Below are 14,671 nucleotides of genomic sequence, written 5' to 3' on the forward strand. Positions count from 1 at the left end.
GCGCCCGAGGGAAGGGGATCGTCGAAGGGCGTTCGCGATCTAGCCAGACTCTTCTTCCTCGAATGGTCGCCCGCACTCGGGACACCTGTGCCCTGGGAGACCTCGCAAGTCATACCGACACTTGGGACATTTTCCGGGTACTCGCTCAACGGGTGGATTCAGCCAACGGCCAATCCACCAGAATAGGAGCGCAATCGGAAAGAAGACTGCCGCCAGCGTAGGTTTATCGAATTGCATCGCCAGCGCGCCACCCAATCCGAGGCCAAGCAGAATCCCTCCGGCAGTCAAGCCAGCATGCAACGGACGCATGGGCGAGGCAAGCATGTATTCGTATTTGTCCGCGATTGTCTCGTACGGCTCACCCAGCGTTGCCTTGCGGAGGTTTGCGAATATAGCTTTGCTAACCGGAAACCGTTCTCCACACACCAGGCAGCGGGCACCCACCTGCCGCGACAAAAGAAAGCGGCTCGAAACGTAAGCCTGGACCAACTCGGATTCGCCACAAGTTGGGCAGAGGGGGTTTGATGCACTCTCTACCTCGAGTGCCGGTGCACGGCCTGCACTCTCGGCATCCGGTATCATCCAAGTCCTCGTATGCCCGGCCGTCGAAGTCCGGCAAAGTCGTTTCTGCTTCGTGCCTTTGGGCCTCCGTGCCTACTTCGTATTCTTCACCGTATTCTGCATCCACTCCGTCGAGACGGACTTCGGCCGGGTGATGGGCGTCCCGATGGCGCGATACAGTAGGTAGGGCGGGCCGTGCCCGCCGTCGCAACTGAGTATTCGCCGCTGCGACTTTGCGAGTCCCGCGCTTCTCTTCCTGCGTCCTCTTGCCTATTGCCTATTGCCTATTGCCTTCTTACTTCATCCCCTTCACCGTGTTCTGCATCCACTCCGTCGAGACGGACTTCGGCCGGGTGATGGGCGTGCCCAACGCGCGGTTCAGAATGAGCTGCGCCAGCATGCCCATCGTCCGCGACACGGAGAAGACCACGGTGTAGTAGGGGAACTCCGTCAGGCCGTAGTGATACAGCAGCGAGCCCGAACCGGCGTCCACGTTCGGCCAGATGTTGGCGATGGGGTTCTTGCCCTCCTTCACGCGCTCGTCGGAGTACTCCTTGAGCACCTTGGGAATGACGTTGAAGACACGCTCGACCGTTTGGAAAACCGGGTCGTTGGCGCAGTGCTCCTTGCCGAACTCCAGGAATCCGGTGAAACGCGGATCGACCACGCGAAGCACGGCGTGGCCGTACCCCGGAATCACCTGCCCGCTGCGCAGCGTCTTGAAAGCGTACTCGCGGAGTTGATCCTCGGTCGGGGCGCCATCGAAACGCTCCATCGTCTCCAACACCCAGGAGAGGCACTCCTGATTGGCGAGCCCGTGCAGCGGACCGGCCAGTCCGTTCAACCCGGCCGAGACGGAGTAGTAGGCATCGGACAGCGCCGAGCCCACGGTGTGACACGTGTTGGCGGAAACATTCCCACCTTCATGGTCGGCGTGGAAGTTCAGGTAAAGGCGCATCAGTTGGGCGAAGCTGCCTGTGGGGTCAGCCAGGCCGAGCATGTTGGCGTAGTTGGCCCCGTAATCCAGGCCGTGCGTCCAATGCAGCACGTTGCCTTCTTTGTAGCGGATGCGGTAAATCCCCGCGGCGATGACCGGCAGCCGGGCGAGGATATTGAGCGAATCCTCCAGCATCGGGATCCAGTACTCGTCCTTGTGCATCCCCTTGGCGTACCATTGACGGAAGGCGCTCTCCCGCTCCATGACGAGCACGGCCGTATCCAGCATGCACATGGGATGGCTGTCGGCCGGCATGGCCTCGAGAAGGTTCCACACGTACCCGGGTACCTGGGAGCGGCGATCGAACTCCTGCTGAAGGGCCTGCTTGGCCTCCGCATCGGGTAGCTCGCCGGTGAGGAGCAGGAAGAAGATCTCCTCTGGCCAGAGGTGGGTGATGTCCAGAAGCGGGCGCCCGCGGACGATCAGGCCTTTATCAGCCTCGACGACCGAGGTGTCGCAGATCATGGCCTTTACGCCGCGCATGCCGCCGTAGGCCTGGGCGACGGTAACCTGGGAAATCACCTTGTCGCCGTGTTCCCTGAGGAGTGCCTGCACGGTCTGGCGATAGGCCCCGATTTTCTCGCGTAATACGTCTTGCAGCGTTGCCATGTTGCCTCACCCGTTCAAATGGTATCCGCATGCGTCCCGCCCGCGCGGGACGATATCTGGAGTCCTTGGTCGAATTTCATCACGGCGGTTCGGGTGCTCGGAGACCGCCGAAATTGAAAAATCGAGCTGTCTTGACAAATTTCTTTTTCAAAAAATGCCCGACGGCCGGTTGGACTTGTTGGCAATACTGGTGCCAGCGAATTCGCGACAATGCGCCCGCAGGATGGGCGCTATCGCCCGCCGCGGCTCTGACGAGCCTTCGCGACGGCCCCGGCCGGCGTACAATCAGGGCGCCAAATAGCCCTTTGAATTTGCGTGATTTCGCGCAGGCTGGGCAGACAAGGCGTGAGCTTTCGGCATTGAAGTGAATCTGCAGTGACTTCCCAATTCAAAGGAATTCAGGAATCGTCGAATACCAGTGCTGGCGTAACGGATCCAATGGAGAAGGGCGTCAAGAGGCGTGACGAGTGGATCTGGCTGGCTGCGGTGCTGTTGTCAGGTCTGGTATTGCGCGCGAGCTACCTGATCGAGTTGACCGGCGAACCGGATTTCGCCCATCCTACGGCCATCGATTCCGACTACCACGACGAATGGGCGGTGGGGTTAGCTACCGGCGTCTGGTCGGATCGCCTGCAGACTGACCCGCACATCAAGGACACGGCCTATTTCCGCCCGCCGGGGTACGCCTATTTTCTCGCCGGCGTTTACGCGCTTTTCGGGCACAGCTACCTGGCCGCGCGGCTGATCCAGATGCTGTTCGGCCTCGGGACGGTCGTGGTCCTGTGGCGGCTAGGGCGGAGTTGGCTTGGACCGCCCGTGGGACTGGCCGCCGCGGCGCTGGCGGCGACGTTCTGGCCGTTCATCTATTACGAAGCTGAACTGCACGAGGTGTCCCTTCTCGTTCTCCTTGCGGGCGCGATCCTGCTCGTTCTGGCTCGGCAGGTGGGAAGGCCTTCGGTCCTCGCGGGCCTTGCCGCCGGAGTGCTCATCGGCCTTTTCGCAATTGTGCGGCCGAACATCCTGCTGTTCGCTCCGGTGGGGATGGCATGGTGCTGGTGGAATTTGAAGAAGGCTACAGGCAACGGGCAACAGGCATCAGGCAGAAGAACGCGCGGCGCTAGATTCGATGTGGTTGCGGGGCTTGTGGTTGGTGCGGTGTTGCCGATCATTCCGGTTACGGTCCGGAACTTCGCGGTGGCCCGTGAATTCGTGCTCATCTCCAGCAATGCAGGCATGCAACTGCGCATCGGTAACAACATCGATGCGACGGGTCTGGCTGATGGTTACCTGCCCGAGCTTGAAGAATTGACCGGGCTCGACGGGTGGACGACGTACGATATCCCGCGCATCCACCGAGGCGTCGAACGAGAGGCCGGCCGGGAGATGACGGCATCGCAGGTGTCACACTATTTCACGAGCAGGACATGGGACTACATCCGCAATCATCCGCTGGACTGGCTGGCACTGACCGGAAGGAAATTCCTGTTTTTCTGGGGGCCGATGGAACTGGACAGCAACAAGGAGCTGCACTACGCCCGGCAGGAATCGATCGTGCTGCGCTGCGATCCGGTCGGATTCACGCCCATTCTGGCGGGGGCGATTGTGGGGATCGTGCTGGCATGGCGGCGGAGAAATCCGGTTCTTCAAGATGCATGCGGGGAGGTGCGTCGGGGGACGCACCCTACAGATCGCGAAGAGGTGCGTCAGGGGACGCACCCAGCAGATCGTGAAGAGGTGCGCCGGGGGGTGCATCCCGGGCAAATAGGATCGTCCGCGCAGGCTGAAGCGTGCGGCTCGCCCGTGGCGCCGACTACGGTGTTGCTGGTGCTGTTCGTTTTGTTCTATTGGCTTTCGTTCGCGCTGTTCAGCGTCACCACGCGCTACCGACTGCCCCTGGTTCCCGCGCTGATTCTGCTTTGTGCCGTGGCAGGGGTGGCCGTGTGGAAGCAGGCGGCCCAGTCGAGAAAAGGCGCCTTTTTTGCGACGGCTGGTGCGTGGGCGTTGCTGGGGCTCATTCTCAGTATCCGCTTTGTTCCCTACGAGCCCGACCTGGCCAAGTGGCATTACTTCCGCGGCGCGGCCTACGAGCGCGCCGGTGAACTCGAGCGGGCCTTGCCGCGCTATCTGCAATCGCTCGATATTGATCCGGACAACCCGCGTACGCACTTCTCGCTGGCCGGCGTACTCGCCCGGCTCGGACACCCCGAGGAGGCCCTGGCCGAATGGCGGGAAGCCGTGCGACTCAAGCCGGATTACCTGGATGCTTATGTCAACATGGGGACGGTGCTGGCGGGTCTGGGACGCGAGGGTGAAGCCATTGACGTGCTCCGGAAGGGTATCGCCAAAGGATCGCGAAGCGTCGCCGCGTACGGGAATCTGGCGAGTTTGCTGGCTTCACGGGGGGAATTGGATGAAGCGCGGAAGGCCGCGACGACGGGCCTGGCCGTTCATCCGGAATCCGCGCTGCTTTGCGTCGCCCTGGGGCAGGTGGAGGCGCGAAGCGGGAACCTCGAATCGGCCCGAGAGCAGCTCGAGCAGGCTGTCGGAATCGATCCGCAACTCCCCCAGGCGCGATTGAATCTCGGACTGGTGTACAAGGAGTTGGGACGGACGGGCGATGCCATCGAGCAATATACGACATTGCTCGAGCAATCGCCGGACGATGTCTTCGCGCGGCACAACCTGGCCGTGGCGCTCGCCGAGCGCGGTGACCTGCCGGCTGCGGTCGAGCAATTTCGAGAGGTGATCAAGCGTCGTCCCGACCTGGCGCTGACTCATGCCGAACTCGCCGCGGCGCTGATCCGAGAGCGTACATACGCGGAGGCGCTGGACGAACTTAAGGAGGCCCGTCGCCTCAACCCCGAGCTGGCGCGGACGTACCTCTACCAGGCGCGCTGTCTGATCGGTCTGGGCCGTCTGGCCGAGGCGAAAACCGCGTTCGAGTCGTACCTGGCTCGGAATCCGGGAGATGCCCAAGCGGCACGGGAGCTTGCCGATCTGGCGGAGAGGATGGGGGAAACCGAGGGGGCGGCCGAGGTGCAGGCCGATACGGGCGATTCTTGACCACCGAGAAGTCTCCAACTACAGAGACGCAAAAGAAGGCAACAGGCAACGGGAAAGAGGCAACAGGCAACAGGAATCAGGCGACAGGCAAAAGCAAGAGGGCAAAGCCAGAGCGGGAAGCAGGAACGGGAAGTTCATCGATGTTTGATGCCTTATCAGAACGGCTGGGCAATATATTTCGCGGGCTTCGTGGTCGGGGAAAGATCACCGAGGAGAACGTCCGCGAGGTGATGCGGGAGATTCGTACCGCACTGCTCGAGGCCGACGTCCATCTCGAAGTCGCCCGCGAGTTCTGCGACGAGGTTGCCCAGAAGGCCGTCGGCGCGGAAGTGATCCAGTCGCTGCGTCCCGCGGAAGTGATGGTCAAGATCGTTCACGACGAACTGGTCCGCCTGATGGGGCCGGTCGATCCGCGCATTCCGTTCGTGACGCCCGGTCCGACGATCCTGCTGCTGGCGGGCCTGCAAGGCTCCGGAAAGACCACGACGTGTGCCAAGCTGGCGCGGATGCTCATCGAGCGCGGCAAGCGCCCGATCATGGTGGCGGCGGACCTGAAGCGTCCCGCGGCCATCGACCAACTGGAGGTCCTCGGCATCCAGGTCGGCTGTCCGGTTTACGTCGAACGCGATCAGCAGAACCCGGTGAAGGTCTGCCGCAACGGCGTGCAGCAGGCGCGGAAGACGGATCGCGACGTGGTCATCCTGGACACGGCCGGTCGATTGGCGATCGACGACGAATTGATGCAGGAAGTCGCCCGGGTGGCGCAGGCGACGAATCCGCACCAGGTCTACCTCGTGCTCGACGCGATGACGGGTCAGGATGCCGTGGGCACGGCCCGGGCGTTCAACGAGCGACTGGAGCTTGACGGGTGCATTCTCACCAAGTTCGACAGCGACACGCGCGGCGGCGCGGCGCTGTCGGTCAAGAAGATCACGAGCAAGCCCATCAAATTCGTCGGTGTGGGCGAGAAGCTCGACGCGCTGGAGGAATTCCGTCCCGACCGCGTTGCCGGACGAATCCTGGGGATGGGCGACGTGCTCAGTCTCGTGGAGCAGGCGCAGCGTCAGTACGACGCGGAAGAGGCGGCGCGGCTCGAGAAACGCATGGCCAAGGGCGCGTTTTCGCTCGAGGACTTCATGCTCCAGCTTCGCAAGATGCGACAGATGGGTTCGCTCAAGGACATCGTCAAGAAGATCCCCGGCATGGGGGACATGATGGGCGACCTGGGCGACTTCGACGAGCGCGAGCTGGTGCGCATGGAAGCGGCCATTCAGTCGATGACGCCCAAGGAGCGGGAGAATCCGAAGCTCATCGAGGCCTCGCGCCGAAGGCGAATTGCGCGCGGAGCGGGATGCGATCCATCGGACGTGAGCCAACTCGTGAAGATGTTCATGCCCATGCGCAAGATGATGCAGGAGATGAGCGGCAAGTCGATGTGGCAGCGCCTGCGCATGGGGACGCAGTTCTCGAAGATGATGGCCGGCGGCGGGGTGCCGAAACTCAAAGGGTCCACGGCCGACTCGCGGCGCACGTTGAGCAAGAAGGACAAGCGCAAACGTCGCAAGAGGTGATGGGCGGCCGACAGCAATTCACTGACTGGTGTCGATTCTTGTCCGAGCGCCGGGCACGACCCCGAATGATTCTCGTATCGAATTCGTAACGGCGGCTGGGGCGCGCTCGCCTGGGAACAACAGCGGCTGGAACGGGCATCCGGTATTCTATACGATGATCGGCCGCGCCAAACGCTGCGCGGACCCTTCGGTCGAACACGGCGGGACACAGGCATTTGGGTACGTGCTCCAGGTTATTCGTGCGACGAATCCTCCCCTTGATCAGGTCATGCGACGGCAAAGAGGTGCGGCTGTGCGCCGTGATGGGGGGCATGGTGACCCTACTGTGGCTCCCCACGGTTTCCTTTGCCCAGCCGATGCGCACCGGCATTGAAAAGCCGGAGGTCATGGCGGTCGCCCCCGGGCGGATCGAGGAAGCACCGCCGATTCTGAATCTTCTGCAGAAGGCCGATGAGGCGGTCGCCCGTGAAGACTGGAAGCTGGCGGTGGACTCGCTTCAGCGGGTGATCGACGATCCCGGCGGGGCCATGCTCGCCCGCAAAGGCGGCGACGGCGCGGGGGGGCAGCTCTATGAGTCCGCGCGCCGGACGGCGATACGGGCGGTTTCCGCACTTCCGGCCGAAGGTCTTCGCACGTACCGCATCCTGCTCGACGGCAAAGCGAAGGGGCTGTACGAGCGCGCGAAGTCGGAGCGGGACACGGATGCGCTTCGCGAGGTCGTCCGCCGCTATCTTTTGACGCGGTGGGGAGACGATGCAGCGGATACGCTGGCTTCGTGGGCTCTGGACGAAGGCCGTCCGGTGGAGGCCGCGATCATGCTCCGAAGCGTCTTCGAGTTCTGCCAGGATCGAGACGTGCCGGAAGCGCGGCTCGTGGGCAAGCTCGCCGCGGCATTGGCGATGATGGGATTGATGACGGATGCGACGGTGGAAATCAACAACCACCGGGCACGCCTGGGGGACGGGGGACTTTTTGACAAGTGGCTCGCGAAAGTGCCGGAAGCAGCGTACGCGCTGCGAAACGGCGCTTCATGCCCCGAGGATGTTGAGACGATCCGCGAAGGCGTGTCGGCGGAATCATTCCACCCGACGATCGAGAAAGGGGCGCTGTGGTCCGCGAGGATCGATCTCGCCTTCGGGGGTGACGCGGGATCGGCCGATCGGGGTGCCTGGAACCTGGCGTTCCCGGGCGACAGCGTCGAGATGCAGGGGGACTCGATCTTCGTTCGCACACCGACGGGTTGCCTCGCGGCGGAGGCCGACGACCTTCGTACGCTCTGGCAGCAGCCGGGCGAGTTGCTCGGCACGACCCGCCAGCTTCAGTGGGATACGCGCAACCAGCGTTTTTCGCATGACCTGCTTTTTCCCCGGCGAATGGTGATCGACGACTACATCGGCGCGTCGCTGGCGGTGATCGACGACCTCGTTTTGACGGTCGAGCGGCATCGGATGAACCTTGCCGACGCCGACCTGACGCCCTCGATGCGCGGATTCAACTTGGGTCGGACCGCACTGCGAGACGAGCCGTTGTCTCGCCTGTATGCCTACGACGTGAACGATGGGAAGGTCCGCTGGGTGAAAGGGCGGGGCGGGGCGCCGGACGACCCCCTGACCGCCGCCGATTTCCGATCGGTGCCCATCGCGGTCCGCGGCGAACTGTGGGTTCCGTTCTACCGTCAAAATGATCTTTATCTTGGCGTTCTCGATCCGCAGGACGGTCGCATCCGGCGGGAGATGCTGCTTTGTTCGATCACGGGTGTCTGGGACGTGCCCGGCCATGAGATCCGTCCCGCGTACGCTGATGGGATCGTTTTCGTGCCGACGGGGCACGGCCTGCTTTTTGCGGTCGACGCGACTGAGTTTACGCCGCTCTGGGCGGCGGGGTATCTCTTTCATCCGGCATTCCGATCCGCTGGTCGATCCGATCGAGACGGACAAATCATCTCGGCACCGCCGGCCGTCGCGGGCGGAGCCGTGATCCTGGCGACGTGGGAAATCCCGCATCTGGCCGCGTTCGATGTGACCGACGGACGACTTCGATGGTCGAAGGATCTGGACGGGGGCAGTTATCTGCTTGATACGGATGAAGAGCGCGTCTGGCTGGGGGGCGCGGCGATCCGCGCTTTTCGAGCCCGGGACGGTGCGGAACTCTGGCGGTTCGACGTTCCGGACGCGGCGGCTTCCGGGCAGGCCGTTCTTTGCGGCGACGTCATTTTCGTCCTCACCATGAGCGGGATGATCACGCTCGACAAGAACACCGGCAGCGTCCTGGAACGGCAGCAGCTTCCCTCCGGAGCGCCGCCGCTGGGGCAGCTTCTCTGCCGAAACGGCGCCCTCTATTCGTACGGCGAAGATGGATTGCGCATGTTTCCCGACTTGGCGGTTCGCTACGCGGAGGCCCGCAAGCACTTCGAACAACGCGGAGACGCCGAATCCCGTTTTCAACTTGCTCGAATAGAGCTTTTCCAGGGAAAGCCGGCCGAGGCCCTGGAGGTCCTGGACGATTCCGCGGCGATGGCTGAAGGGGGCAGCCTTGGCGAGAACCTCCGCCATGTGTACGTCGAGGCGGCCGTGGCATTGGCATTGGACGACTCGACTTCCGTCAACCGGTCAATTGAACTCCTTGAGAGAGCCCGCCTGAAAGCCGAGCGACTCGATGACCGATTGCGCGTCGGACTGGGACTGACGGAGCGCCAAGCGGATATGGGACGATCGCTGGAGGCGGCGAGCGGCCTGTGGGACATGGTGGTCGGTCCGGAAGGCGCGGCCTTGGCGGAGACAGAGCCGGGCGTCTGGCAACAGGGATGGCTGGTCGTCGCGCCGCGCATCCAGGCCCTCTGGTCCACGCTCGACTCCGATGCGCGGTCGAATCTCGCAGCAGTGATGTCCGAGGGTGTCACCCGGTGGAGCAGCGAGGCACTTGCATCCGACTGGTCCGGCGCGGCGGATCGCAAGTTGCTGGCCGTGGCGGAACTTGGTCTGGACGAGGGAGTGTCTGACCGGGCGCGACTGGCCCTGGCGGATGCGGCCCTTCGTCGCTGGCGATTCGAGGAGGCGGAGCAACATTTGAAGTGCTGCGCTCGCGACTGCGCCATGGCTCCGGCACGGAATTCCGCGCGGATGCGACTCGCCGGGCTTTATGCCGACCCAGCCCTTCCGTCGTTTGACATGGCTTCGACTGAATTGAGGGAGCTGGAGGCCGCGGCCTTCGATGAACCTGTTCCGTTCGAATGGCTGGATATCGAGGGACCGGCCGGGCCGCTCGCGTCGATGACCATCGGTCAGTGGGCGACGTCCTTTCGCGAAGATGGAGGGCTGCCTCCATCTGGGGAGCTGCCGCCCGCCATCGAATCGCCGGCCCATGTCGTCCTGGCGGACCAGCAACGGCCGGCCTGGTCGAGGCCTCCCACGACGGCGGGAAGTCCTCCCCGCGTGGTGCGTTTTCCGGAGGATGCTTCCGCTGCGCCGGAGGATCGCGTTCTTCTTGTCGCTTCCGAGGGGCAGGTCGAGTGCAAGGACGCACTTTCGGGACGTGACCTGTGGCGTGCGGCGTTGACCGCTCCGCAGAGTTTTCCGCAACCCGAGATCAACCAGGCGATGTTTCGCCCGCAGCCGCAGTTTCTGCCCCCGATTGAAAGTGCGGTTGATGGACAGACGGCCGTTACGGTTGTGCCGGGGACCGGGGTGTTCGCGATCGGAACGAGGAGCGGGAAACAACTCTGGTACCGGCCTAGGCCGAGCGTGCTCGTTGAGGAGAACGACGAGGTAGCCTGTCGACCCGTGGCGGATTCCGGCGAGGTTTGTCTGGCGCTGGATCCGCACCATGCAACCCTTGTTCGGGCATCGGATGGGTCCATCAAGTGGCAGACCAACGTCCCCGGAGGGAACATCGGGCAGTTGTGGCTGACGTCGGATCGCGTTATTGCGGCCGATCGAATGCTGGAACAGATCACGTTTCTGGATCGGGCAAGCGGTGAGCGGAGGGGGACGGGACGATTCGTACAACCGGGTTCCGAGGCGGAGCCGGTCCGTCTCGTTCTTTCCGGCGATCGATTCTGCGGTCCCGAGGCTGGGAAGAGCGGAGACGCCGTGCTGGGTCTGGACGCCAGCACCGGGGACGTGGTCTGGCGCCTGGCGGTGACACAGCCCGTCGTGCAGATATTCGAAGCTGCACCGGGCTATCTGGGCGTGGGGCTTCTCGGTACCGAATTCCTCCTGGTCAACGCCGAGGATGGTGAACTCCTTCGGACGTTGTCGGTTCCCGGTGGGCGAGCCGTTCGCGATGGACTGCTCGTCGATGGCACGCTTCTGCTGCAGCAGGTGGTCACGCGCAACAGTCTTCGCTATTCTCGCATCTGCGCCGTGGACCTGGCCACCGGAGACGCGGTGTGGTCTCGGGAGAATCTGGCACCGACCGCCTGGCCGGGGCGGGCGTTCGCACTCGCGGACAAGAGTCTGTTTGCGGTCTTCAGCGAAGCCTCGCCGATTGATCCTACGACCCGTCGCCGAGCGATTACGAACGAGCGACTCTCGCTTGCCGTTCTCGACGTGGCGAGCGGCCAGCCGATCGGCCCATCGCTCGCCATTCCGGATCCGGCTGCGGCGCAGCGGGTCGCCGGGGATGTGCTTGCGCTGCGGCGTGCCATCATTGTGGGGACCAACGGGGGTGTCTACAGCTTTCCAACGGAATGGGTCGAACAAGACCACACCTCACTGGACGGGGGGCCGTGACAGAATCCATGCTGTGCCACTTTTTCAATCGGACGCGGCTGCGTAACTGCCCCGCGCGGCGTCTCGTTTCGGCTCTCACGGTGTGTGCGTGGGTGCTCGCGGTCGCGCAACCTGCACGGGGTCAATCGTCGCCCGTGCGGCCGCTTCCCGCCGGGATCACACCCGAGACGCACAAGGCCATCGATCGCGGGTTGGCCTACCTGGCTCGAACGCAGGATCGGCAGGGCTCGTGGTCCAACCGGAGCCAGCTCAACGCATATCCGGTAGCGATGACTTCACTTGCGGCCATCGCCCTGATGATGGATGGGAATACGACGACGCAGGGACGCTACGCGCAGAACGTGGACCGCGCGGCGCGCTATGTCATGAGCTCGGTGACGAGCTCGGGTTTGATCTCGCGTCCAGAGTTTGAGCCGCGACCGATGTACGGCCACGGATTTTCGGTTCTTTTCCTCGGCCAGCTTCAGGGGATGACGGAAGATCCTCAACGGGCGCAGGAAATTCAGGATCTCTTGCGCAACGGGGTGCAGCTCATCGGGCGTGCTCAAAGCTCACAGGGCGGATGGATTTACACGCCGGACGGGCGATCCGACGAGGGGTCCGTGACCATCACGCAGGTGCAGGCGTTGCGATCCTGCCGTAACGCCGGGGTCGCCGTGCCCAAGGACGTCGTGGACGATGCCATGCAGTACCTCGTGGCGTCACAGAACGCCGATGGTGGCATTCGCTATCGCCTCGGAACGCCGGGACCTTCCCACCCGCCGTTGTCGGCCGCCGCCGTTTGCTGCTGGTACAACGCCGGTGAGTATGACAATCGTCACGCGCGCATGGCGCTGGAGCACGCCAAGCAGAACCTTCCGCCGGAAGCGATTATGGGCCACGACTACTACGCCCATCTATACTTGGCGCAGGCGCTCTACATCGGGAGAGACCCTTATTGGGATGAGTACTTTCAGCGGCGGCGGGATTACATGCTGAGTCAACAGCAGGCCGACGGTTCGTTCCAATCGCGTGACGGCGTGGGGGACATCTACGACACGGCCATTGCGTTGATCATTCTCCAGTTGCCCTTCAATCGGCTTCCCATCATGCAGCGTTAGCCCGAGGCCGGGCTGCGGAAATCGACTCCGTCCGTGAGGATCGGGCGGAATGGAGTGAGTTATGGTTGAACATGCACGACAAGAGTCACAGTCGAACGGCGCGGTGCCGTCCACGGACGATGTCGCCCTGGCCGAGAAAATCGTCGAGGCGCATCGAAAGTTGCGCAGCGAGCTCGGGCGCATCATCATCGGCCAGGACGAGGTGATCGAGCAGTTGCTCATTGCCCTCTTTGCCAACGGGCATTGCATTCTCGAAGGCGTGCCGGGGCTGGCCAAGACGCTGACGATATCCTCGCTCGCGCAGTGCCTGGCGCTTTCGTTCCGCCGAATTCAGTTCACGCCGGACCTGATGCCCTCGGACATCACGGGGACGGAGGTGATTCAGGAGGACAAGGCATCGGGCATGCGGTCGTTCAAGTTTCTGTCCGGCCCGATTTTCGCCAACGTGATCCTCGCCGACGAAATCAACCGTACGCCGCCGAAGACGCAGGCGGCGCTGCTGGAGGCGATGCAGGAACGGCATGTCACGGTCGGCGGTCAGCGTCACGATCTCGACCTGCCCTTTTTCGTACTCGCCACACAGAACCCGATCGAGCAGGAAGGTACGTATCCGCTGCCTGAAGCACAGCAGGACCGTTTCATGTTCAAGGTGCAGATCGGCTACCCGACCTACGAGGAGGAGTTCGCCGTGGCGGAGCGAACCACGTCGCAGGAACTGCCCCGGCTCGATGCGGTCGTCACCGGGGAGGAGGTCAAGCAGTTTCAGTCGCTGGTGCGGCGCGTACCGGCCGCGCCGGATGTGATTCGGCACGCCCTTGACCTGGTCCGCGCGACGCGACCATCGGAACCGGACGCGCCCGAGTTCGTCGTTCGACTGGTGACCTGGGGGGCCGGTCCGCGCGCGGTGCAAGCGCTGCTGTTGGGCGGCAAGGCCCGGGCATTGCTGCACGGGCGGCATCATGTATCGGCGGAAGACGTCCGTGCGCTCGCTCGACCGGTTCTGCGGCACCGCGTGGTGACCAACTTCTCGGCCGAGGCCCAAGGATATACGACCGACCGTCTGATCTCGGAACTTCTGGACGCGATCGATCCGCATCGCAACGCCCTGGACCAACATGAGCGTGCCCGCAAGATACTTTCAGCCTGAGGTTCTCTCGCGCATTGACCGCCTCGAGCTCCGGGCGCGCTACGTCGTGGAGGGGTTCGTGAGCGGGATGCACAAGAGTCCGTACAAAGGCTTCAGCGTGGAGTTCGCCAATCACCGGGCGTACGTTCCCGGTGACGACATCCGCCACATCGACTGGCGCGTCTACGCGAAGGCGGACCGCTATTACATCAAGGAATACGAGGAGGAGACGAACATGCGCGTCCACCTTCTCGTGGACGGTTCGGGTTCCATGGCCTATCCCGAGCATCCCGGCACGGACCGCATGACCAAGTGGGACTATGCCGCCACGGCCGCGGCATCGCTCGCGTACCTGCTTCAACGTCAACAGGATGCCGTGAGCCTGACCCTGTTCGATCACGAGATACGCCGGCGGTTGCCGCCGTCGGCCAACCAGGCGGGCCTGGTCTCGCTGGCGTCGGTGCTGGAAGAACACCGTCCCGGCGACAAGACGGATCTCAGCACACTGTTTCAGACGTTGGCGGATCGCCTGCCGCGCCGCGGTATGGTCGTCGTACTGTCTGACCTGCTCGGAGATGTCGAGGCGATCATCGCGGGGCTGCATCGCCTGCGCTACATCGGGCACGACGTGCTCGTGCTGCACGTGCTGGATCAGGACGAGATCGAGTTTCCATTCACCGACCGCACGCTGTTCGAGGGCATGGAGCAGATCGATCTGGAGATTCTCACCGACCCGCAGTCGCTGCGGCGGAGCTATCTCGACGCCGTGGAGAAATTCATCGACCGCATCCGCCGGGCGTGCCTCGATCAACGGATCGACTACACGTTGTTGAGCACGGCTACGGGGCTCGACGTGGCGCTGACGGCGCTGTTGGCCAGCCGCGTACGACTTCAACGGGCACGAGCATAGAGGG

General features: G+C 63.3%; 7 protein-coding genes. 6 read left to right on the forward strand and 1 reads right to left on the reverse strand.

What is annotated here, in order from left to right:
- Positions 1-856 precede the first annotated feature (856 nt).
- Positions 857-2,167 (reverse strand): citrate (Si)-synthase, encoded by a 1,311-nt coding sequence (locus tag J5J06_14215; GenBank protein ID MCO6438245.1) that lies wholly within the window; start codon positions 2,165-2,167, stop codon positions 857-859.
- Positions 2,168-2,605: 438 nt separating this feature from the next.
- Between J5J06_14215 and J5J06_14220 the strand changes: the two genes are divergently transcribed.
- The 6 genes from J5J06_14220 to J5J06_14245 all read left to right on the forward strand — a co-directional run bounded on the left by J5J06_14220 (position 2,606) and on the right by J5J06_14245 (position 14,667).
- A complete protein-coding gene (locus J5J06_14220; protein ID MCO6438246.1) occupies positions 2,606-5,230 on the forward strand; it encodes a tetratricopeptide repeat protein in 2,625 nt (874 codons plus the stop codon).
- 140 nt (positions 5,231-5,370) lie between these two features.
- On the forward strand, positions 5,371-6,801 hold the full coding sequence (gene ffh, locus J5J06_14225; GenBank protein ID MCO6438247.1) for a signal recognition particle protein: 1,431 nt from the start codon (positions 5,371-5,373) through the stop codon (positions 6,799-6,801).
- Positions 6,802-7,058: 257 nt separating this feature from the next.
- Entirely contained in the window at positions 7,059-11,531 is a 4,473-nt protein-coding gene (locus J5J06_14230) for a PQQ-binding-like beta-propeller repeat protein (GenBank protein ID MCO6438248.1), read from the forward strand.
- Positions 11,528-12,631: a terpene cyclase/mutase family protein gene (locus J5J06_14235; GenBank protein ID MCO6438249.1), complete on the forward strand. Its 1,104-nt coding sequence runs from the start codon at positions 11,528-11,530 to the stop codon at positions 12,629-12,631. The genes J5J06_14230 and J5J06_14235 overlap by 4 nt, the downstream gene beginning before the upstream one ends.
- A 61-nt stretch (positions 12,632-12,692) precedes the next feature.
- Positions 12,693-13,778, forward strand: a complete 1,086-nt coding sequence (locus J5J06_14240) for an AAA family ATPase (GenBank protein MCO6438250.1) — start codon at positions 12,693-12,695, stop codon at positions 13,776-13,778.
- Positions 13,747-14,667 carry a DUF58 domain-containing protein gene (locus tag J5J06_14245; protein ID MCO6438251.1) on the forward strand — a complete coding sequence of 307 codons (921 nt, stop codon included), beginning with the start codon at positions 13,747-13,749 and terminating at the stop codon, positions 14,665-14,667. The genes J5J06_14240 and J5J06_14245 overlap by 32 nt, the downstream gene beginning before the upstream one ends.
- Positions 14,668-14,671: the final 4 nt, after the last annotated feature.

The organism is Phycisphaerae bacterium (assembly GCA_024102815.1).
GTDB lineage: Bacteria > Planctomycetota > Phycisphaerae > UBA1845 > UBA1845 > JAGFJJ01.